This is a genomic window from Tsukamurella sp. 8F (genome assembly GCF_029167375.1).
Classification (GTDB): Bacteria; Actinomycetota; Actinomycetes; order Mycobacteriales; family Mycobacteriaceae; genus Tsukamurella.
On record NZ_JARFTP010000016.1, the window covers coordinates 1 to 20,758 of the forward strand.

Genomic DNA, 20,758 nt, shown 5'->3' on the forward strand with positions numbered 1-20,758 from the left:
GCGGCACGCCGGCCGAAGCCGAGGGCGGCGCCCTCGTCGCGGCGCGCCAAGTGCTGTCGACGGCCACCGACCTCGCGCCCGCGATCATCGCCATGTTCGGCGCCGTGGCCCTCCTGGGCAGCGCGTCGTTCATCGACGCGATGCGCAAGGCGGCCGAGGCGCGCAGCAGCTGACGGCGGTCAGACGACGGGTAGCGCGTCCATCGCGGCGCTGCACATCCACTCGCGCAGCGTCCGCGTTGCGCGCACGTCGTCCTCGTTGTACTGCAGGATGCGCTCGCGCTGACCGGCCCGCTCGGCATCGTCGTGCCCGGGCTCTCGTCCGGACGCGATCAGGTACCACGCCATGGACGCCTCGCCCCCGGCCTCAGGATCGCGCCACGCGAAACCTGCTGCGGGAGCGACCTTCTTGAGCCCGCGGCCCACGAGCGACAGGAACGAGTCGCCCACGGCCACGAACATGTCGACCCATTCGGGCGACGCGATGAACTCCTCCACCGCACGCCGCGTCGGAACGCCGGGCTCACCCGCGAACCGGTCCGCCGACGCCAGCAGCCACTTGTTCTCCGCCTGCTGCGAGTAGCAGTACGCGGCGAACGTGCGGCCCGATGCGTGCGCCTCCGCGCGGCGGTCCATGAGCCAGCTCCAGAACGCCCCGAACGACCGTGCCTCGTCACGGGTGGGTACCGGATCCCACGTGACGAAGGACAGGTAGCCCAGATCGAGGCCGTCTCGCCGAAGCCAGGTACCCCACAGGTAGGCGCCGTCCTCACCGAAGCTCTCCATGTCCACGTCGACCTCGACGTCGGCGCGGCGCACGCGCACCTCGGGGATGCGCCGCACCAGCGTCACCCCCGCGATCCACGCGCGGGCCAGGGCCTGCAGGTCGCGGAGGGGGACGAGAAGGTCCTCGGGGGCAGGTCCGTCGTAGGCGGCCAGACCGTCGACGGTGACCACACCCACCCCTGCGAGCGCGCGGGCGGACGTCTGATCGGCGACCAGGCCGACGTCCCGCTTCGCGGAGAGCTCTGCCTCGCACTGCGGCCACCACGGGCAGCGACGGCACTCCGCGATGCGCGACGGCGCGGTCGCCACCTCACCGCGCAGGATCGCGAGCCGGTCGGCGAAGCGCTCGTCGTAGCCCTGCAGCAACGGCTCGACGTCCTGGACGAGGAGCCTCTCGCCGTCGACACCGATCACGCCGCCGAGTAGCGATGACGAGGCCGCGCCTGTGTCCTGGAGCATGCGTGTGAGGTGTGCGAGGCGCATCGCGTCGCCCCGATGGCCGCGGGGCTTGACGGCATCGTCGGGAGCGGGATCCCAGCGGTCGATCGCCGAGATCAGCGCCCCTGAGCCGCGGTCGAGCACCTTGTGGCCCACCACGAGAACTGGCACATAGCCGTCGCCGACCCATTGCAGCAGCTCGACGTGACCCGAGCGCCCGTTCACGCGGGGAAGGGCCGCTCCCCAGATGCGCGGCACGCGGTCGGCGATCGCGGCGCGGGTGCGGGCGAGAGCGTCGGGGCCGGGCGCGATGACGGCCAAAGGAGCCGATGCGGCGAGCCGATCCCGTACCGCTGCGCGGTGCGCGGCGGCGGCCTCCTGGCGCAGGACCGCACCCGGATCGGGGGTGAGGGCCGCTGGGTCGGCCCGCGCCTCGAGCGCCAGCCGGTGCCGGCACCCGGTGAGCGCGCGGGCCGAGACCGACTTCGCTGCTGAGGTATCCACTAGAGGCCATTATCGGATATGCGATGCTGTACCCAGCACCGAGACCTCTCGCGAAGGACGTGTACCCGATGGGATTGTTCCGCAGCAAGAAGAAGCCGAAGAGCAGTCGCGCGCAGCGTCGCGCCGAGGCCGACGCGCTCAAGGCCAAGGCCAAGCTCGAAGCCCGGCTCGCAGCGAAGAACGAGGCGAAGCAGTACAGGGCTGCAGCGAAGGCCGCCGCCAAGCAGGAGAAGTCCGCGGCGAAGGCGGCAGCCAAGCAGAACAAGTCCGCGGCGAAGAGCCTGTCGAAGAAGGACAAGTCCGTCACCAAGAAGGACAAGTCGCTGGCCAAGACGGATCTGACGCGCGCCAAGATCATCGCGAAGATGCAGGACAAGTCCGATAAGAACGAGCTGAAGATCGCTGAGACCAACGCGAAGGCTGCGGTCGACGGAAAGCTCCTGTCGGAGGCGCGGATCAAGCGCTACATCTCGACGGGTCGCCTGCTCGCCCCGGTCGTCGTGCCCATGGCGTACCGGGCGGCGACGGTGGCGCGCACCCAGCTGGACGCCAAGCGGGCGAGCCGTCTGGGCGTGCCGGTCGCCGAGGTCGCGCAGTACTCGGGCCACGGCGGCACCCTCGCCGCGCGCGTCACGGCCGCCCGCGGATCGCTGGACAAGCTCACCGCCACGCATCCCGACGCTGAGACCAAGGCCTTCACAGACTCCGTCTCCAAGCGGCTCGACGACCTGACCGCCGCGGTCAGCACCTCCGAATCGATGCCGACCGCACGCCGCCGCACAGCACACTCCGCAGTCGCGCGCGAGCTCGACGGTATCGAGGCGGATCTGCTGAACCGCCTCGGCGTCACTCCCTGACGATGCTGCGTGGCGCGGCCGCGGGCGCCGGGACCGCGGCCCTGGCCGTGACCGCGCACGCCGCTGCCGCGGGGATGCCCGTTCCTGACGGGCGTATCCCGATGGTCGCTGTGGTCGCCGTGCTCGTGGGCGCAGTCGCCGCGCGGGTGCGGTCGGTGTGGGGGCTCACCGGCGTCTTCGGCGCCGGCCAGCTGGCGGTACACCTACTGCTCGCAACATGCGGCGGCCACATGGGCGACCCGTTGCGGATGGCTGTGCTGCACTCCGCAGCCGGGCTCGTCACCGTTACCGTCATCACACTCGCGGACCGCTTCGGCACGTCGGCCGCGGCCCACCTCGCCGTGGTCGCGGCCCTGCTCGGGGGCCTTCGACCCTCCCTCGCACCTCCGCTCATCCCGGTGGTGTCCGCCTCGGGCCCGGTACGAACCCGGCGCGCCCGCCCGGTGTCGAGCCGCGCTCCCCCGTTCGTGTGAGATCCCTCCGTCCTTCACACGAACCCGAGAAAGAACCCTCACAATGCATCGCCTGATCACTCGGGCGGCGTCGGCGAGCGCGCTCGCCGGAGCCGTCCTGCTCGTCGTCGCCCCCACGGCCTCGGCGCACGTCACAGTCGACTCGTCGACGACCACACCGGGCAAGACCGCCCTGCTCACGTTCAAGGTTCCCAATGAGTCGGAGACGGGCAGCCCCACAACCGAACTCACGGTCAAGCTACCCCCCGTCAAGTCGGCCATGACCGCGCCCGTCGCGGGGTGGCACTCGGTCCTCACCCGCAGCGCCGACGGTGTACCCACCTCGGTCACATGGACCGTCGACCCCGGCAGTCCGGGGATCGGCAGGGACCAGTTCGGCATGTTCGTGCTGCGAGTCGGGCCGCTGCCCTCGGCCGCGTCGGTGGATTTCCCTGCTACGCAGAAGTATGCGGACGGCACCGTCGTGGCCTGGGACCAGAAGCAGGCCCCCGGCGCTACCGAGCCGGAGCATCCCGCCCCGTCGGTCGTGCTCGGCGCCGCCGGATCGACTGCAGCGAAAGGGAATTCGGATGCGACGGCGCGGTGGCTAGGCGCCGCCGGACTGGTCGCGGGCCTCATCGGACTCGCGCTCGGCGCCCTCGCGCTGCGCCGCGCGGCATGAGGTCCGCACTGGCCGTCGTAGTGGCCGCCCTCCTGTGTGTCCTGTCCGCGCCCACGGCGCAGGCGCATTCGATCCCGGTCTCGTTCTCGCCGGCCAAGGGCGCGAAGGTGGACCTCCCGCCCCACCAGGTGTCCATCACCTTCAACGAAGGCCTCACCGAGGGCGGCGAGGCCCTGACGGTCACCGGCCCGGGTGCTGTTGCGTCACAATGGAACACGGGGTCGGCGACCATTCACGGGGCGATCCTGTCGACACCGATCGCCCAGTTGGGCGGTGCCGGCGTCTACACGATGCGGTACAGGGTCACCTCCGCCGACGGGCATGTGGTGACCGGCAGCTCGCAGTTCACGCTGACGCGCGACGCGGGCGGCAGGCCTGTCGCCCGCGCGGCGGAACACCACGGGATCCCGGTGTGGCCCTTCGCCGCCGGCGCTGTGGTGGTACTCGTGTGCGTCGTCGTGTTCGCGGTACGTCGCGCGCGGGGCGGTAGGTGAGATCCCCGTCGGCCCCGGCGGCGCTCGCCGCTGCGGCGGGCGCTCTCGGAATCACGGGCGTGCTGCTCGCCGCGGCGCTCGGCGGCGCGCACGACATCGCGGTGTGGGTGCGCCTCGTCGCGGACCTGGCAGGGATGCTGACGCTGGGGCTCGCCGCGCTACCGCTGCTCACGGAGGACCGGGCGACGACGGGTGACCGATGCCTCGCGCCACTGGCCGTCGTCGCCGGTCTGTGGGCCGCGGGAGGCGCGGCTCAGACAGCTGTGTCCGCCGCACAGCGGGTCGGGGTGTCTGTGCTGCGGGTCGACGTCGGCGCCCTCGCCGACGTCGTGCGCTCCGGCGCGGGCGTGGTGCTGTCGACGGTCGTCGCGCTGGTCCTGGCACTCTGGGCGGCCGTGGTACTGCTGCGCGGATCGTCTGCACCCGCGCCGACCGTTGCGGTGCCCCTCGCCGTACTGGGGCTCATAGCCGGGCCCGCGACGGGGCACCTGTCGCTCACCGACGTCGGATCGATCCTCGTGAGCGCACACGTCGCCGCCGCCGCATGGTGGTGCGGCACCCTGGCGGCGATGGCGCTGGTATTGCGCGGACGCGGGCAATGGGCGCAGGCACTGCCGCGCTTCTCATCGCTCGCGCTGTGGGCGGTCGCTCTGGTCGGTGCGACCGGCGTGACGTCGGCACTGCTGCACAGCACCGACTTCGGCGCCGCCTACCTACGCGTGGCGATCGCGAAACTCCTCGTGCTCGTATTGCTCGTGGGCCTCGGATGGCACCAACGCCGCACGTGGCTGGCCGCAGCATCACGGCGGGGCATCGATGAGAAGGCGTGGGGCATCGATGAGAAGGCGTCGATGCTCCGCGCGATACTGGAGGTCGGCGCGATCACCGTCGCGTTCGGCCTCGCGGCGAGCCTCTCGCTCACCGCCTGAGGGTCAGCCCGCGGCGGCGCGCAGCCCGCAACGGCGGATCACCGGTCGGCAGCGGCCGCCCTCGCGCGCTCGGAGGCCTGGGCGGCTACGTCGGACGCCTGCGCAGCAACGTCCCGCCCCACGCGCTCAGCGCTGTCCCGGAGCCGACGTGCGCGCTCGGCGACGACGGGCGCCTGACGTCGTGCCGTCTCGGCACCGGCCGACGTCAGCTCGGATATCCGCTCCGCACCGGCTGCCGCTGCATCCGAGACCACCGGCGCGGTCTGCTCGGCGACCTCCGAGAGCCGGGCGCCAGCGCGCTCGGCCCAGCCGGGCTGGTCGTCGGAGCCGCCCTTGACGGACTCGACTGCGCCGGCGACGCGCGACCTCGCCCGGTCGGCTGCGCGCCGGGTCCGCCATGCGACGCCGGGACGGCCCTCGGTGTCGAAGCCGGCGATGAGCAGGCCACCCAGCAGGGACAGATCCTTGAGTAGCCGGACCTGCTGCTCACGTGCTGCGGTGGGGTCGTCCTCGTTCCAGAACTGGTTCTCGACCGCGGTGGTCGGCACCAGCGAGGCCGCCAGCGCGAGCGATGCGACGCGCGGGAAGCGCCCCGTCGCGAGCAGCAACCCGCCGCCGAGCTGCACACCCGAATTGACCCGAACCCACACTCGGGGGTCCTCCGGGACGAGCTCGGAGTCGGGAAGGCTCGCGGTCGCCTTCTCGACGAGCGGCCGTGCCGCCTCCGCGGCACGTTCCGGCCCGCGGGTCAGTCCCGTGACCCCGTTGTAGACGAAGTACGAGCCCAGTAGCGGCCTGGCGATACGACGAATCATAAGAATTCACTCCTGAGGATCGAGAGGATTACCGGCGATTTCGGACATACAAAAGCACACGTACACACGAGTACGCAAAAGAATGCGGCTCGGCGGCGGGAGAATGCGATTCTCCCGCCGCCGAATCGGATCAGTTGTTGCCGGTGAACTTATCCTTCACCGAATCGACGCCGTCCTTCACCTTATCGGCGGCGTCCGTCACCTTCTGCTTCACAGAGGCATTCGCTTGATCTCCCTGGCCCTCTGCCTTCAGATCCCGGTCGTCAGTGGCGGCCCCTGCCGCCTCCTTGACGCGCCCCTTCAGATCCTCGGCCTTGTTCTGGGCATCATCGGCGATTCCCACAGGACATCATCTCCTCGCGTCGAGTACGTGATATCTGTCGACCCCCGCCGTCTTAGGGATCGCGATCGACCTTACCCACCGGAATCTCGCGACGCCACCCACCCACCGGCCTCAGGGACTCGGCTTGGGGACGTTGCACGAGGTCACCTTGGGATTGAGACCCACGTAGTTGAGCGGCCCCGCGACCACGGTCACTGCGATCGTGGCCGCGCCGGCGCAGTTCTGTGCGCTGCTCGTGAAGTACCCGCGCTGGACGGCCGCGATCGCGCCGATCACCAGCCAGATCACAACGATCACGGTAAGCCACCGCACTCCGCCTCTGACCATCCTCGACTCCCATCGGTACACCGCTGTAGGCGTTCGGCCCCGCCGTTCAGTAGTAATGGCGCCTGCCGCCGACCGAGCGGCCGATCGACCCGAGGATGAAGAGAATCACCCCGATCACAAGAAGAACGATCCCGATCGACCACAGCACCGGAATCTGGAGCAGGAATCCTGCAAGCATGAGAAGCGCGCCGAGAATAATCATCGCCGACCTCCTATAGAAGAACGAACATCGGAGGCGACAACACGAGAAGCAACATCAGAATCACCATCCCGCTTCGTGGATGCAACAGAAGCGGAGGAGCGTCATCGAACTCGGATCCCCTGTCCATGGAACGCGCCATGTCGACTCCTGGTCCGAAAATCTATGGTTGTCACTATAGATTTACGCTAGTCGCGAGTATCGATTCATGTCAATAGCCGAGACCCTCCCGTATCCTGGCGAGCAGGGCTGAGACCACGGCCGCGACCTGCGATCGTCGCCGAGCAGAATCGAGAATCCGCCGTGCAGCCCACGCCTGATCACACCGAGGCCTACGCGGACGCCGTCCGGGCGCTCACCATGGCCACCCTGCTCGTCCCGCGCTTCACAGACATCAACGGCCGCAGCGCTTTACGCGTCGACATCGGGCCCGATCGCTACCTCACCGCGATACGGACGAACGAACCCGGTGATCCGCCCGACGCCGATGCTGTCGAGTCCTGGCGGGTCCAGGTCTTCGAGCACACGCCCGGCGGTGCGGCTCCCCGGCTGCTCGCCGCCCGGACGGCGAGCTGGCTCATCGACGCCTACGACGCGGCCATGGCGGACCTGCCCTGACAGGTGACGCGGCGCACCTCGTGGACGGAGGCGGTGACGTACCATCGGTTCGGCCCGCGGCGCGGTCGCCGGGCCGATGACCGTGAGCGACGCAGCCGAGGACGGAGGCCGACGATGTCGACGACCGGCGTGGTCCGCGAGCGAGGCCTGTACAGCATCTCTGTCGCGTCCGAGCTGACGGATGTGGGGCCGCAGACACTTCGCCTCTACGAGCGGCGGAACCTGATCCTGCCGGCGCGCTCCGCGGGCGGCACGCGCCGCTACAGCGACCGCGATATAGAGCGCATCCGGCGCATCGCAGCGCTCGTCGACGACGGCGTCAACCTGCCCGGCGTAGAGCGGATCCTGGCGCTCGAGGAGGAGTGTGCCGCCCTGCGGAGACGGCTCCACAGGGAACGCCGCCCGTAGGACGAACAGTGCAACGAGCGGGAACTAGCGCCCGATGTACTTGAGGTTCTTGACGATCTCCGGCACCAGGTTGAGGAAGAGGTTGCGCGGCACGTATTTCACGCCGCCCAGGCCGATGACCCGCTGACGCGCGATGGTCTTCGCCTCCATGTACTTCAGGATGCCCTCGGCGCCGTGCCTGCGGCCGACGCCGCTGATGCCCATGCCGCCCATCGGCGCTGCGGTGGAGCCCCAGGCCGCGGCGTACCCCTCGTTGATGTTCACCGTCCCGGCGTCGACGCGCTCCGCGATCGCCTGCGCCTGCTTCGCACTACCCGCGAAAACGCTTGCATTCAAACCGTATTCGGTGTCGTTGGCGCGCTCGACGGCCTCATCGACCGAGTCGACGGGATAGATGGAGACGAGCGGGCCGAAGGTCTCCGTGGCGTAGCAGGTCATGTCGTCCGTGACGTCCGCCAGCACCGTCGGCTCGTAGAAGAACGGGCCGAGGTCCGGGCGTGCCTTGCCGCCGGCGACGACCGTCGCGCCCTTGGCGACGGCGTCGTCGACATGCGCGGCGACGGTATCGATCTGCGCCTGGGACGCGAGGGAACCCATCTCGTTGGCGAAGTCGTATCCGGGGCCGACCGGGAGCCGCGCCACCCGATCCGCGAAGGCACGCGTGAACGCCTCGGCCACGGGACGCTCCACGTAGATGCGCTCGATCGAGATGCACAGCTGCCCGGAGTTGGAGAAGCAGGCGCGCGCGGCCCCGTCGGCGGTGTGCTCGACGGGCGCGTCGGCGGTGACGATCATGGGGTTCTTTCCGCCGAGCTCCGCCGAGAAGCCGATCAGTCGGCGGCCGCACTGCTCGGCCAGCGTCGCGCCGGTAGCGGACGAACCCGTGAACATCAGGTAGTCGCAGGCTTCCACGATCGCGGTGCCGACCTTGCCGCCCGGGCCGGGGACGACCGCGAACAGGTCGCGGGGCAGCCCTGCCTGGTAGAGCAGCTCGGCGGCGGCGAGCGCACAGAACGGGGTCTGGCTGTCCGGCTTGAGGACGACGGCGTTGCCGCCTGCCAGCGCCGCGACCGCATCCGACACCGCCAGGGTGAGCGGGTAGTTCCACGGCGAGATGACGCCGATGACGCCCTTGGGCTGGTACCGCACCCGCGTCGTCGTGAAAACGGGAAGCATGCCGGATACCGACTTCTCGTCGAGCAGCCGCGGGGCGTTCTTGCCGTACCAGCGCGCGGTCATGGCGACGTCGAGCGTCTCCTCCTGGGCGTACTGGCGGGCCTTGCCGGTCTCGGCCTGGATCATGTCGACGAGCTCGTCGCGACGGGAGTTGACCAGATCGGCGAAGCGCACCAACACCTTCGCCCGCTCCCTGGCGGGGCGCTCGGCCCAGTCCTTCTGCGCCGCACGGGCACGGGTGAATGCGACCTCGACGTCCTTCTCGGTGCCGATGGGAACCGTGGCGATGGTCTCGCCAGTGAACGCCTCGAGGATGTCGCGAGACTCCCGGGACTCGGGGGTGTCGATGGCGGCGAGGGCTCGCAGGCGGTCGAACGTGGCCTGTGTCGGTGCTGGCATGTGGCCAGAGTACCCGCCTGTTGACGGTCACTCAATAGCGCTCGGTCTACGATCCAGGGCATGACCGCAGTCGAATTCACCCCTACCGCAGACCTGGTCGACGAGATCGGCCCCGACGTGCGCAGCTGCGATACGCAGTTTCGTCAGTTCGGGGGCCGGAGGCAGTTCGCCGGTCCGGTGGCGACGGTCAAGTGCTGGCAGGACAACGCGCTGCTGAAGTCCGTGCTGGGCGAACCCGGTGAGGGCCGCGTGCTGGTGATCGACGGTAGCGCCGAGGGCGAGCCCTCCCTGCACACCGCGCTGGTCGGCGATCTCATCGCGGAACTCGGGCGGTCCAACGGCTGGGCCGGCGTGATCGTGTTCGGCGCGATCCGGGACTCCGCGGTGATCGGCACGATGGAGTTCGGTGTGAAGGCGCTGGGTACGAATCCGCGCAAGTCGTCGAAATCGGGCCTCGGCGAGCGGGACGTGCCCGTCACGTTCGGTGGAGTCACGTTCACTCCCGGTGACGACCTGTACAGCGACGACGACGGGATCGTCCTGCTAGCGCGGTAACGCTCGCACCGGGGAGGTGCCGTGGCGCCCTAGCGGCGCCAGCGGCGCTTCTTCTTCTCGGGCGCGGGCGGGACGGGGGTGACGTCGTCGTCGGCCTCGGGCACGGCACCGTCATCGGACTGGACCACACGCGCCTCGCGGCCCAGCAGGGATACGACGTCGCCGGGGACGAGCCGCCGACCGCGCCGGGTCTCCATCGCATCGTTGACGCGGACCCGCTCGTCGGCGATCAGGAATTTGGCGTCCGAACCCGAGTCGACCAGGCCGGACAGCTTGAGGAACTGGCCGAGCTGGATGGCCTCGTCCCGAATGGACACATCGATGGGGTTCGTCACGCCATCGATTATCCCTCTAGGTACGAAGTGCGCGGATCTCGGCGGGGGTCACGAGCCGTTCGGAGTCCTCGGCGAGGGTGCGGACCAGCTTGCGCGTGCGCAGCCGGGTCAGCGGAAGATTCGCGGTGCGGTGGTCGGTACGTCCGGGTGCGGTCAGTTTCACGGCTGGCTCCGAGATTTAACGGTTCTGGCGGCGAGTTCAGTATCACAAATGTACTTGGCTGGACCGGCTCCGTCTACAGGTCATGACCTCTCGTGACAGAGCACACATCCGACGCGTCACTGCTGTCACATGAGTATCGCGCTTCACACCTCTTTCATCGGTTAGGCGCGCCGATGCGTTACCCGACGAGGGGTTTCGCGACGAAGATCACGTGCCCGCCTCGGCGAGCCGCCGACGCGTCTCGTCGTCTGCCGGGAGGAACGTCTCGAGGTGCAGCTCGTCGACGGTGACGTCGTTCGGCGTCAGCACCTCGCTCGCCACGGTGAACAGGCGCAACGGCGCACCGTCGTCGGCACGGACGACCAGCTCGAGCACAGGCCCGGAGGGCGGCGCCGGCGCATCGCCGTCCGCTATCGCGTAGCCGCGGCACTCCTCGAGCAGCGCGAACAGCCGCGGATCCGCCGTCCGATCCGCCCGCGCCGCCACCTGCTGCAGCAACTGCGCGCGCCACGCCGCCGCACCGACGATCCGCGGTGCCAGCCCCTCGGGGTGCAGGCTCAGGCGCACCACGTTGACCGGCGGCTCCAGCAGATGCGCCGCGCATCCAGCGAGGAACGGCGCGACCCCCGGATTCGCATCGACCAGGTCCCAGTACCGGTCGAGCAGCACGGCCGGATACGGCATGTGGGCGTCGAGCAGCGCGCGGAACGATGCGAGCACGGCGCCGTCCGGTGCTGCGCTCGAGGCGAACCTGGGAGCATAACCGCCCGCGAGCAGCAGGGCGTCCCGCTCGCGCAGGGGCACGTCGAGATGCTCCGCGAGGCGCAGGATCATGTCGGGGCTCGGCCGTGACCGGCCCGTCTCGACGAAGCTGAGGTGCCGCCCGCTGACCTCTGCACGGGACGACAGTTCGAGCTGGCTCAGCCGCCGACGCTGCCGCCACGCGCGCAGCAGCCCGCCCACCTCTGTCGTCGTCATCGCCCGACAGTAGCCGCGTGCGGGTACATGCGGCCATTACGTCGGGCGTAATCGCGCGTGGTCACGCCGCCACCGCACAATCGACCCGACCGATCCACGAGACACCGGGAGAAACCATGAACGCCATCGCGCACACCATCGTCGGGGCCTACCTCGATACCTGGAACGCCACCGACCCCCAGACCCGCGCCGCCCTCCTCGCCGACCACTGGGCCCCCGATGCGACCTACACGGACCCACTCGCCGACGTCGCCGGACCCGACGAGATCGGCGCCCTCGTCGGCGGCGTGCACGAGCAGTTCCCGGGCTTCGTCTTCTCGCTCGTCGGCGAGCCGGATGCGCACCACCGCCACGTCCGCTTCCAGTGGGCACTCGGGCCCGCGGGAGCCGAGCCGCCGGTCGTGGGCTTCGACGTGATCACGGTCGACGACGCCGACCGGATCACCAGCGTCGCAGGATTCCTCGACAGGGTGCCTGCATGAACGACGGCTCGATCGAGGTCGCGGCGCTGATGCCCTTCGCCGCCACGCTAGGCATCGCCGCAACGGAGGCGACCCCGAGGCGCGTCGTGTGCAGTCTCGCGTATCGGCCCGAACTCACCACGGCGGGCGGCGCTGTGCACGGCGGCGCGCTGATGACGCTCGCCGACTGCGCGGGCGCGGTGCTCGCGTTCCTCAATCTGCCGAAAGGTACCGGGACGGCCACCACGTCGTCGACCACGAGTTTCCTGAGCGCCGCGACGGCAGGCACGCTCACCGCGACCGCCACGCCGATCAAGATCGGGCGGCAGGTCATCGTCGTCCAGACGACCATCGCCGACGATGCCGGGAGACCTCTGACGACGACCCTCGCCACCCAGCAGGTGCTCACGGTCCGTTGACACCGGCATAGTCGTGACGCCGCCGCCCCGCATGCCTGAGCAGGTGGGGCGGCGGCGTTACGGGAACGGGTCCAGCTAGCGCTGCGGCGCCGTCGTCGGCTCGATCGGCGCGGGCAACGCGGTCGAGCCCATCAGAAACTGGTCTACCGCTGCCGCGGCGCTGCGGCCCTCGGCGATGGCCCACACGATGAGCGACTGGCCGCGCCCCGCGTCGCCGGCCACGAAGACGCCGGGCACCGTGGTCTGGAAGTCCTCGTCGCGCTTGACGTTGCCGCGGTCGGTGTACTCGACGCCCAGCTCGTCCAGCAGGTCGCCGCGCTCCGGACCGGTGAAGCCCATCGCCAGCAGCACGAGGTCGGCCTCGAGCTCGAAGTCGGAGCCCTCGACCTTCTCGAACTTCCCGGACTTCATCTCGACCTCGTGCGCACGCAGGCCGGTGACGTGACCGTCCTCGCCCGCGAACGCCTCGGTGTTGACCGAGTAGACGCGCTCGCCACCCTCCTCGTGGGCGGACGAGACGCGGTACATCAGCGGGTACAGCGGCCACGGCGTCGACTCGGCGCGCGAGCGCGGCGGCATGGGCATGATCTCGAACTGGTGCACGCTCTCGGCGTCCTGCCGCAACGCGGTCCCCAGGCAGTCGGCACCGGTGTCACCGCCGCCGATGATGATGACCTTCTTGCCCTTCGCGTGGATCGGCGGCAGGCCGTCCTCGTCGACGACGTCGTCACCGTGCTGCACCCTGTTCGCCCACGGGAGGTACTCCATGGCCTGGTGGATGCCGTCCAGCTCGCGACCCGGGATAGGCAGGTCCCGTCCCGTGGTCGAGCCGTTGGCCAGAACGATCGCGTCGAAGTCCGAGCGCAGCTCCGAGGCAGTCACGTCGACACCCACGTTGACGCCGGCCTTGAACACGGTGCCCTCGGCGTTCATCTGGGCGAGGCGACGATCGATATGCCGCTTCTCCATCTTGAACTCGGGTATGCCGTAACGCAGCAGGCCGCCGATGCGGTCTGCACGCTCGTACACCGTCACCGTGTGGCCCCCGCGCGTCAGCTGCTGCGCGGCGGCGAGCCCGGCCGGACCGGACCCGACGACGGCCACCTTCTTACCGGTCAGCGTGGTCGGGTGCTGCGGAGAGACCCAGCCCTCGTCGAAGGCGCGGTCGATCAGCTCGACCTCGACCTGCTTGATGGTGACCGGGTCCTGGTTGATGCCGAGGACGCAGGACGACTCGCAGGGGGCGGGACACAGCCGCCCGGTGAACTCCGGGAAGTTGTTGGTCGCGTGCAGACGCTCGATCCCGTCGCGCCACCGATCCTTGTAGACCAGGTCGTTCCACTCCGGAATCAGGTTTCCGAGCGGACATCCGTTGTGGCAGAACGGGATGCCGCAGTCCATGCAGCGCGAAGCCTGCTTCTGCAGGGTCTGCCGCTCGAACGGCTTGTACACCTCCTTCCAGTCCAGCAGGCGCAGCGGGACCGGCCGACGCACCGGCAGCTCACGCGAGGTGTGCTTGAGAAATCCCTGGTAATCAGCCACGAGCGGCCTCCATCACTGCATCGTCGACGTTGCGGCCGTCGAGCTCGGCACGCGCGATTGCCGTCAGAACGCGCTTGTAATCGCGCGGCATCACCTTCGCGAACAGGCGCTTCTCCCGGCTCCAGCCGGCCAGGATCCGCTGCGCGACCTCCGAGCCGGTGTGGTCGTAGTGCTTCTGCACCAGCTTATGCACGAACTCCTTGTCGGCCTCGTCGAGTGACTCGAGATCTACGAGCTCGGTGTTCAGGTCCCGCGCGAAGGTCTCGCCCGGGTTGTACACGTACGCGATGCCACCCGACATGCCGGCACCGAAGTTGCGGCCGGTCTTGCCGAGCACCAGCACGCGGCCACCCGTCATGTACTCGCAACCGTGGTCGCCCACGCCCTCGACGACGGCGGTCGCGCCCGAGTTGCGGACTGCGAAGCGCTCGCCCGCGACTCCGCGCAGGAAGAGCTCGCCCCTGGTGGCGCCGAACAGGATCACGTTGCCCGCGATGATGTTGTCCTCGGCCACGAAGCCCTCGGGGGCGTCCTCGGCCGGGCGGACGATGATTCGGCCGCCGGACAAGCCCTTGCCCACGAAGTCGTTGGCGTCGCCGAACAGCCGGAGCGTCATGCCGGTGGGCACGAACGCGCCGAAGCTGTTGCCGGCGCTACCGCGGAACGTGATCGAGATGGTGTCGTCGGGCAGCCCCTCGAAGCCGTACGCCTTGGTGACCTCGTGGCCCAGCATCGTGCCGACGGTGCGGTTGACGTTGGAGATCTCCGAGTCGAAGGCGACCGCGACGCCCTTGTCGAGCGCCTCGCGCGCCTGCGCGATGAGCTGCTGGTCCAGCGCCTTGTCCAGGGAGTGGTCCTGCTTGCCGGAGCAGTACAGATCCTGGTTCATGAAGGGTGACTCCACCTGCGCGAGGATCGGGGCGAGGTCCAGCGTGCCGGCCTTCGCGTCCTTCCAGTGCTCGAGCGCCTTCTCGGTGTTCAACAGCTGCGACTGGCCGACGGCCTCCTGCAGGCTGCGGAAACCCAGCTCGGCGAGCAGTTCGCGCACCTCCTCGGCGATGAACAGCATGAAGTTCTCGACGAACTCGGGCTTGCCGTTGAAGCGGCGACGCAGCACCGGGTTCTGGGTCGCGACGCCCACGGGGCAGGTGTCGAGGTGGCAGACCCGCATCATGATGCAGCCCGACACCACGAGCGGCGCCGTGGCGAAGCCGAACTCCTCGCCGCCCAGCAGCGCGGCGACCACCACGTCCCGGCCGGTCTTGAGCTGTCCGTCCACCTGGACGACGATGCGGTCGCGAAGGCCGTTGAGCAGCAGCGTCTGCTGCGTCTCGGCGAGGCCGATCTCCCACGGCGCTCCCGCGTGCTTCATCGAGGTGAGCGGGGTCGCGCCCGTGCCACCGTCGTGCCCCGAGATGAGCACGACATCCGCGTGCGCCTTGGACACACCTGCGGCGACGGTGCCGACGCCCAGCTCGGAGACGAGCTTGACGTGGACCCGAGCCTGGGGGTTGGCGTTCTTCAGGTCGTGGATCAGCTGCGCCAGATCCTCGATCGAGTAGATGTCGTGGTGCGGCGGCGGCGAGATGAGGCCGACGCCCGGCGTCGAACCGCGAACCTCGGCGACCCACGGGTACACCTTGTGCGGCGGCAGCTGCCCACCCTCACCGGGCTTGGCACCCTGCGCCATCTTGATCTGGATGTCGGTGCAGTTGCTCAGGTAGTGCGACGTGACGCCGAACCGGCCCGAGGCCACCTGCTTGATCGCGGACCGGCGCAGGTCGCCGTTCTCGTCGGGCGTGAACCGCGCGGGATCCTCCCCGCCCTCACCGGAGTTGGAGCGGCCGCCGAGGCGGTTCATCGCGATCGCGAGGGTCTCGTGCGCCTCGGCCGAGATCGAGCCGAAGCTCATCGCGCCGGTCGAGAACCGCTTGACGATCTCGGTGGCGGGTTCGACCTCCTCGAGTGGCACGGGTCGGCGATCCGAGCGGAACTCGAACAGGCCGCGCAGCGAGGCCATGCGCTTGCTCTGATCGTTGACCAGCGTCGTGTACTCCCTGAAGACGGAGTACTGGCCGGTGCGGGTCGAGTGCTGCAGCTTGAACACCGTCTCCGGGTTGAACAGGTGGTACTCGCCCTCGCGGCGCCACTGGTACTCACCGCCCACCTCGAGCTCACGGTGGGCCAGCTCCTCCGGGCGGTCGCCCATGGCGCGCTTGTGCCGGGCCGCCACATCCGCGGCGATCTCGTCGAGCCCGACACCGTCGAGCTGGGACTGCATTCCCGTGAAGTACTCGTCGCAGACCTCCTGCGACAGGCCGATCACCTGGAACAACTGCGCGCCCGTGTACGACGCGAGCGTGGAGATGCCCATCTTGGACATCACCTTCAGCACGCCCTTACCGGCGGCCTTCACGTAGTTCGCGACGGCCTTCTCCTGCGAGAGACCGGGCAGTTCGCCGCCGCGGATCATGTCCTCGATGGTGGCGAACGCCATGTACGGATTGACCGCCGCGGCGCCGAAGCCGATCAGCGCGGCCATGTGGTGCACCTCGCGAGCATCGCCGGCCTCGACGATCAGGCCGACCTGCGTGCGGGTCTTCTCGCGCACCAGGTGCTGGTGCACGGCCGAGGTGAGCAGCAGTGACGGGATAGGCGCGAGCAGCCGGTCCGAGTTGCGGTCGGACAGGATGATCAGCCGCGCGCCGCCCGCGATGGCCTCGGAGACCTGCGTACGGACCGTCTCGATCGCCTCACGCAGGCCCTGCCCGCCCTCCGCGACCGGGTACAGGCCGGGGATGACGACGGAGCGGAACTCCGGCAGGTTGCCGTCGTCGTTGACCTTGACGAGCTTGATCAGATCGTCGTTGTCGAGGATCGGCTGCGGCAGCAGGATCTGGCGACAGCTCACCGCCGAGGGGTGCAGCAGATCCGACTCGGACCCGACGGTGCCGCCCAGCGCTGTGACGATCTCCTCCCGAATGGCGTCCAGCGGCGGGTTGGTGACCTGAGCGAAGAGCTGCGAGAAGTAGTCGAACATCAGTCGCGGGCGCAGCGACAGGACCGCGATGGGGGTGTCGGTGCCCATCGAGCCGATAGCCTCGGCACCGGTCTTCGCCATCGGCGTGAGGAGCAGGTTCACCTCCTCGGTGGTGAACCCGAACATCTGCTGCCGCTGGGTGACCCGATCGTGCGGCATCACGGGGTGCGGGCGATCCGGCAGCTCGTCCAGATGCAGCAGGCCCTCGTCGAGCCACTCGCGATACGGCTCGGCGGCCGCGAGCTCGTCCTTGATCTCCTTGTCGGACACGATGCGGCCCTGCGACGTGTCCACCAGGAACATCCGTCCCGGCTGCAACCGCGACTTGAACACGACGTCACTGTGCGGCACGTCGAGCACACCCACCTCGGAGCCGAGCACGACGATGCCGTCCTTCGTCACCCAGATGCGCGACGGACGGAGGCCGTTGCGGTCGAGGACCGCGCCGATGACGGTGCCGTCGGTGAAACACACCGACGCCGGACCGTCCCAGGGCTCCATGAGCGACGAGTGGTACTCGTAGAACGCGCGCCGCGCCGGGTCCATATCCTGATGGCGCTCCCACGCCTCCGGGATCATCATCAGGACCGCATGCGGCAGCGGCCGGCCGCCGAGGTGCAGCAGTTCGAGCACCTCGTCGAAACGCGCGGTGTCGGAGCCGCCCTCAGTGCAGACCGGGAAGATCTTCTCCTCGGCGCCCTCGCCGAACATCGAGGCGTCGATGAGCGCCTCGCGGGCCCGCATCCAGTTCTCGTTGCCGTTCACCGTGTTGATCTCGCCGTTGTGGGCGACGCGCCGGTATGGGTGCGCCAGCGGCCACGACGGGAACGTGTTGGTGGAGAACCGCGAGTGCACGAGACCGAGCGCGGACGTGACGCGCTCGTCCTGCAGGTCGAGGAAGAAGCCGCGCAGCTGCGGCGTCGTGAGCATGCCCTTGTAGACGAACGTCGCGCCGCTCAGCGACGGGAAGTACACGGTCTCGGAGCCCTCGGCCCCTGCGCCGGCGCCGTCGGTGCCCAGCTCCCGCTCGACGCGCTTGCGGATCACGAAGCAGCGGCGCTCGAGCTCGAGACCGGTGAGCGCCTCGCCGGTCGAATCGTCGCCGGTGATGAAGACCTGGCGCATCGTCGGCAGCGCATCGCGCGCGAGCGCGCCCAGCGAGGTCTCATCGGTGGGCGTCTCGCGCCAGCCGAGCACCCGCATGCCCTCCTCGGCGACGATGCGCTCGACGCCCTCCGAAGCGGCCTGCGCCTCCGCGGCGGCCTGCGGCAGGAAAGCGATGCCGGTGGCGTACTCGCCCTCGGTGGGGAGCTCGAAGTCGACGACGGCGCGGAAGAACGCGTCCGGCACCTGGATCAGGATGCCCGCGCCGTCGCCCGTGTTGGGCTCCGCACCCGCGGCACCGCGATGCTCGAGGTTGACGAGGGCGGCGATCGCCTTGTCCACTATGTCTCGGGTCTTGCGGCCGTGCATGTCCACGACGAAGGCGACACCACACGAATCGTGCTCGTTCGCGGGGTGGTACAGACCTTGCGGTCCTGGTGGGGTGAATCGACTGGTCATGTCGAACCTGCCTTCGCAGCGGGCCTCACGGCGGTACGTCTTCAAGGTGCCTGGTGGCATGGGTGAGCCACCGCAGGCGTCGTCGGCTGTGTTGTGAACGATAAAGATCACCCAGCGTCCTTGCAAAATTCAGGGCAGCCTAATAACGCCGTGACCAGCAATGATACGCCGAGCGCCCGGGGCGGCCGATAGTCTTCCGCACGTGACCGATGCGTCCTCCTCGGAGCTGCTCGAGCTCGGCCCGCCCCTCGTGGTGGCCCTCGTGCTGCTCGTCGCGGCGGGCACATGCGTTGCGTGGCTCGGGCAAACGGGCCACGCCCGGCAACTCGCGTGGGCGTCCGTCCGGGCGACCGTGCAGCTGACGGTCCTCGGGACGGTGCTCAGCTACATCGTCGGCAGCCTGTGGCTGACGGCCGCATTCCTCACTCTCATGTCGTGCGCCGCGACGTGGACCGCGGCCTCGCGGATCACCGCCGGGCGGCCGGGCCCGCGGGCGCTGGGGCTGACGCTCCTCGCCGTCGCCGTACCCGCGAACGCCCTCGTCGTCGCCCTCACCCTGGCGGGTGTCGTGCCCGCGCGCGGCATCGCGATCATCCCGACCGTGGGCATCGTCATGGGCGGCGCGATGACGACCGCCGCACTAGCGGGTCAGCGCGCGCGGCACGAGCTCCGGGTACGGCACGGCGAGGTGGAGGCGGGGCTCGCGCTGGGCCTCGACGGCGTCTTCATCCGGCTCGAGGTGTGCCGCTCGGGCGCCGCGACCGCGTTGATCCCCGCACTGGATCAGACGCGCACCGTCGGGCTCGTGACCATCCCCGGCGCCTTCGTCGGCATGGTCCTGGGCGGGGCATCGCCACTACACGCAGGGTTCATGCAGCTCTTCGTCCTGATAGCGCTGTTGGCGAACTCCCCGATCGCACTGGTCGCCGTCACGCAGTTCGTGGCACGCGGGTGGTACGACGCGTCGTAGGCCTCCACGAGCAAAGGGCAGGCGAGGCATAGTCTGGACCGGCGAAGAACGAGGAGGTCCCACACATCGTGTCCATGCCGACCAGCTCGACCGACAGCACTCCCGACCGGCCCGCGCCGCCCCGCTGGAGCAAGCGCTCGCCCTATCAGGCCCGGGTTCTGGTCAACCGGCGGCTGTCGCTGGCCGGCAGCTCGAAGGAGATCCACCACTTCGAGCTGGATCTCGGCGACAGCGGAATCGAGTACCAGCCGGGCGACGCGCTCGCGGTGCTGCCGGTCAACCCGCCGGCGCTGGTGCAGGCGCTCCTGGACGCACTAGAGCTGGACCCGGACACCGACGTCGACGGCGTCCCCTTGCGCGAGCGGCTACTTCGGGACTGGGAGATCGCCACGCCGCACCGCTCGCTCATGAAGGCGCTGGCGGAGCGCGACCCGGACTCCGAGCTGGCCCACGTCACGGACCGCGGCGACAAGGATGCGCTGCATCATTTTCTTTGGGGCCGTGACGTTCTCGACCTCCTCCACGCGAGCCCCACCGTCCGCTTCACCCCCGTCGAGCTGGCGAAGGTGTTCCGACCGTTGCAGCCGCGCGCTTACTCCATCTCGTCGAGCCCACTGCGGCATCCGGGGCGCGCGCACCTCACCGTCGCCGCCGTGCGCTACACGGGGCACGGCGGCAACCGGGTGCACGGCGGCGTCTGCTCCACGTTCCTCGCGGACCGCGCCGGCGTGGCGCCTGCGCGCTACGGCGAGGCCGCAGGCGTCACCGAGACGATCGGCGTGTTCCCGCAGCCCAACAAGTCGTTCCGCCTGCCCGGCGACGATGCGGCCGCCATCATGATCGGCCCGGGCACGGGGCTGGCGCCGTTCCGCGGTTTCCTGCACGAACGGGCCGAACGCGGTGCGCGGGGCGGCAACTGGTTGTTCTTCGGGGACCAGCACCGCGCCTTCGACTATCTCTACGCCGACGAGATCGCGCAGTTCGAGGCCGACGGCGTTCTCACCGAGCTCGATCTCGCCTTCTCGCGTGACCAGACGGAGAAGATCTACGTCCAGGACCGCATGTTCGCCCGCGCCGCCGAGCTCTGGGCCTGGCTCCAGGACGGCGCCCACGTCTACGTCTGTGGCGACGGCCAGCGCATGGCCCGCGACGTCGACGCTGCGCTGCACCACATCGTCGCCAAGCAGGGCGGGCTCGACGCCGACGCCGCTGCCACCTACATCAAGGATCTGAAGAAGGCCAAGAGGTACGTGCGCGACGTGTGGTGAGTCGCACTCCCCACGGCTTCCCCTGCGATCGTCCACCC

The 20,758-nt window shown here is 69.4% G+C and carries 23 protein-coding genes; 12 read left to right on the forward strand and 11 right to left on the reverse strand.

All coding sequences use genetic code 11. The features are described from left to right. Positions 1-179: 179 nt before the first annotated feature. Complete coding sequence (locus tag P0W64_RS13520; RefSeq protein WP_275480651.1) at positions 180-1,727, reverse strand: TM0106 family RecB-like putative nuclease; 1,548 nt, start codon at positions 1,725-1,727, stop codon at positions 180-182. A 68-nt stretch (positions 1,728-1,795) separates the two neighbouring features. On the opposite strand from P0W64_RS13520, the gene P0W64_RS13525 reads away from it, so the two are divergent. The 5 genes from P0W64_RS13525 to P0W64_RS13545 are packed head-to-tail and all read left to right on the forward strand — an operon-like array spanning position 1,796 to position 5,141. Continuing rightward, positions 1,796-2,584: a DUF6474 family protein gene (locus P0W64_RS13525; RefSeq protein ID WP_275480734.1), complete on the forward strand. Its 789-nt coding sequence runs from the start codon at positions 1,796-1,798 to the stop codon at positions 2,582-2,584. 2 nt (positions 2,585-2,586) lie between these two features. Next, positions 2,587-3,057, forward strand: a complete 471-nt coding sequence (locus P0W64_RS13530) for a hypothetical protein (RefSeq protein ID WP_275480652.1) — start codon at positions 2,587-2,589, stop codon at positions 3,055-3,057. Positions 3,058-3,100: 43 nt separating this feature from the next. Then, the gene (locus P0W64_RS13535) at positions 3,101-3,718 is read left to right on the forward strand and encodes a YcnI family protein (RefSeq protein ID WP_275480653.1); all 618 of its coding nucleotides are present in this window, start codon (positions 3,101-3,103) and stop codon (positions 3,716-3,718) included. Beyond that, positions 3,715-4,212 (forward strand): copper resistance protein CopC, encoded by a 498-nt coding sequence (locus P0W64_RS13540; protein ID WP_275480654.1) that lies wholly within the window; start codon positions 3,715-3,717, stop codon positions 4,210-4,212. The genes P0W64_RS13535 and P0W64_RS13540 overlap by 4 nt, the downstream gene beginning before the upstream one ends. Then, a complete protein-coding gene (locus tag P0W64_RS13545) occupies positions 4,209-5,141 on the forward strand; it encodes a CopD family protein (RefSeq protein WP_275480655.1) in 933 nt (310 codons plus the stop codon). The genes P0W64_RS13540 and P0W64_RS13545 overlap by 4 nt, the downstream gene beginning before the upstream one ends. A gap of 38 nt (positions 5,142-5,179) precedes the next feature. Here P0W64_RS13545 and P0W64_RS13550 read toward each other — a convergent pair whose 3' ends face one another. The 4 genes from P0W64_RS13550 to P0W64_RS13565 form a co-directional block, all read right to left on the reverse strand. Further along, entirely contained in the window at positions 5,180-5,956 is a 777-nt protein-coding gene (locus tag P0W64_RS13550; protein WP_275480656.1) for a DoxX family membrane protein, read from the reverse strand. A 130-nt stretch (positions 5,957-6,086) separates the two neighbouring features. Next, positions 6,087-6,299 (reverse strand): CsbD family protein, encoded by a 213-nt coding sequence (locus P0W64_RS13555; RefSeq protein WP_275480657.1) that lies wholly within the window; start codon positions 6,297-6,299, stop codon positions 6,087-6,089. A gap of 111 nt (positions 6,300-6,410) precedes the next feature. Next, complete coding sequence (locus tag P0W64_RS13560; RefSeq protein WP_275480735.1) at positions 6,411-6,611, reverse strand: hypothetical protein; 201 nt, start codon at positions 6,609-6,611, stop codon at positions 6,411-6,413. Between the two features lie 61 nt (positions 6,612-6,672). Beyond that, positions 6,673-6,828, reverse strand: a complete 156-nt coding sequence (locus P0W64_RS13565) for a DUF6131 family protein (RefSeq protein ID WP_275480658.1) — start codon at positions 6,826-6,828, stop codon at positions 6,673-6,675. 300 nt (positions 6,829-7,128) lie between these two features. On the opposite strand from P0W64_RS13565, the gene P0W64_RS13570 reads away from it, so the two are divergent. Together P0W64_RS13570 and P0W64_RS13575 are read left to right on the forward strand one after the other, a co-directional pair. Further along, positions 7,129-7,443: a hypothetical protein gene (locus tag P0W64_RS13570; RefSeq protein ID WP_275480659.1), complete on the forward strand. Its 315-nt coding sequence runs from the start codon at positions 7,129-7,131 to the stop codon at positions 7,441-7,443. 114 nt (positions 7,444-7,557) lie between these two features. Further along, positions 7,558-7,851: a MerR family transcriptional regulator gene (locus P0W64_RS13575; RefSeq protein WP_275480660.1), complete on the forward strand. Its 294-nt coding sequence runs from the start codon at positions 7,558-7,560 to the stop codon at positions 7,849-7,851. A gap of 24 nt (positions 7,852-7,875) precedes the next feature. Here the strand turns inward: P0W64_RS13575 and P0W64_RS13580 are convergent, their stop codons facing one another. Further along, complete coding sequence (locus P0W64_RS13580) at positions 7,876-9,426, reverse strand: succinic semialdehyde dehydrogenase (RefSeq protein ID WP_275480661.1); 1,551 nt, start codon at positions 9,424-9,426, stop codon at positions 7,876-7,878. Positions 9,427-9,486: 60 nt separating this feature from the next. On the opposite strand from P0W64_RS13580, the gene rraA reads away from it, so the two are divergent. Further along, positions 9,487-9,981 carry a ribonuclease E activity regulator RraA gene (gene rraA / locus P0W64_RS13585; protein ID WP_275480662.1) on the forward strand — a complete coding sequence of 165 codons (495 nt, stop codon included), beginning with the start codon at positions 9,487-9,489 and terminating at the stop codon, positions 9,979-9,981. Between the two features lie 29 nt (positions 9,982-10,010). Here rraA and P0W64_RS13590 read toward each other — a convergent pair whose 3' ends face one another. The 3 genes from P0W64_RS13590 to P0W64_RS13600 form a co-directional block, all read right to left on the reverse strand. After that, on the reverse strand, positions 10,011-10,316 hold the full coding sequence (locus tag P0W64_RS13590) for an RNA-binding S4 domain-containing protein (protein WP_343232860.1): 306 nt from the start codon (positions 10,314-10,316) through the stop codon (positions 10,011-10,013). A 16-nt stretch (positions 10,317-10,332) separates the two neighbouring features. Further along, a complete protein-coding gene (locus P0W64_RS13595; RefSeq protein ID WP_275480663.1) occupies positions 10,333-10,479 on the reverse strand; it encodes a hypothetical protein in 147 nt (48 codons plus the stop codon). A gap of 207 nt (positions 10,480-10,686) precedes the next feature. Next, positions 10,687-11,457 carry a helix-turn-helix transcriptional regulator gene (locus P0W64_RS13600; RefSeq protein ID WP_275480664.1) on the reverse strand — a complete coding sequence of 257 codons (771 nt, stop codon included), beginning with the start codon at positions 11,455-11,457 and terminating at the stop codon, positions 10,687-10,689. Positions 11,458-11,573: 116 nt separating this feature from the next. On the opposite strand from P0W64_RS13600, the gene P0W64_RS13605 reads away from it, so the two are divergent. Beyond that, positions 11,574-11,939 (forward strand): nuclear transport factor 2 family protein, encoded by a 366-nt coding sequence (locus P0W64_RS13605; protein WP_275480665.1) that lies wholly within the window; start codon positions 11,574-11,576, stop codon positions 11,937-11,939. Continuing rightward, positions 11,936-12,337, forward strand: a complete 402-nt coding sequence (locus P0W64_RS13610; protein WP_275480666.1) for a PaaI family thioesterase — start codon at positions 11,936-11,938, stop codon at positions 12,335-12,337. Before P0W64_RS13605 ends, P0W64_RS13610 begins: the two co-directional genes overlap by 4 nt. A 75-nt stretch (positions 12,338-12,412) precedes the next feature. Here P0W64_RS13610 and P0W64_RS13615 read toward each other — a convergent pair whose 3' ends face one another. After that, positions 12,413-13,879 (reverse strand): glutamate synthase subunit beta, encoded by a 1,467-nt coding sequence (locus tag P0W64_RS13615; protein ID WP_275480667.1) that lies wholly within the window; start codon positions 13,877-13,879, stop codon positions 12,413-12,415. After that, a complete protein-coding gene (gltB, locus tag P0W64_RS13620; protein ID WP_275480668.1) occupies positions 13,872-18,482 on the reverse strand; it encodes a glutamate synthase large subunit in 4,611 nt (1,536 codons plus the stop codon). Before gltB ends, P0W64_RS13615 begins: the two co-directional genes overlap by 8 nt. Before the next feature lie 202 nt (positions 18,483-18,684). On the opposite strand from gltB, the gene P0W64_RS13625 reads away from it, so the two are divergent. Together P0W64_RS13625 and P0W64_RS13630 are read left to right on the forward strand one after the other, a co-directional pair. Next, positions 18,685-19,452 (forward strand): ABC transporter permease, encoded by a 768-nt coding sequence (locus P0W64_RS13625; RefSeq protein ID WP_275480669.1) that lies wholly within the window; start codon positions 18,685-18,687, stop codon positions 19,450-19,452. Positions 19,453-19,526: 74 nt separating this feature from the next. Further along, the gene (locus P0W64_RS13630) at positions 19,527-20,720 is read left to right on the forward strand and encodes a sulfite reductase subunit alpha (RefSeq protein ID WP_275480737.1); all 1,194 of its coding nucleotides are present in this window, start codon (positions 19,527-19,529) and stop codon (positions 20,718-20,720) included. The last annotated feature ends 38 nt before the right edge of the window (positions 20,721-20,758 follow it).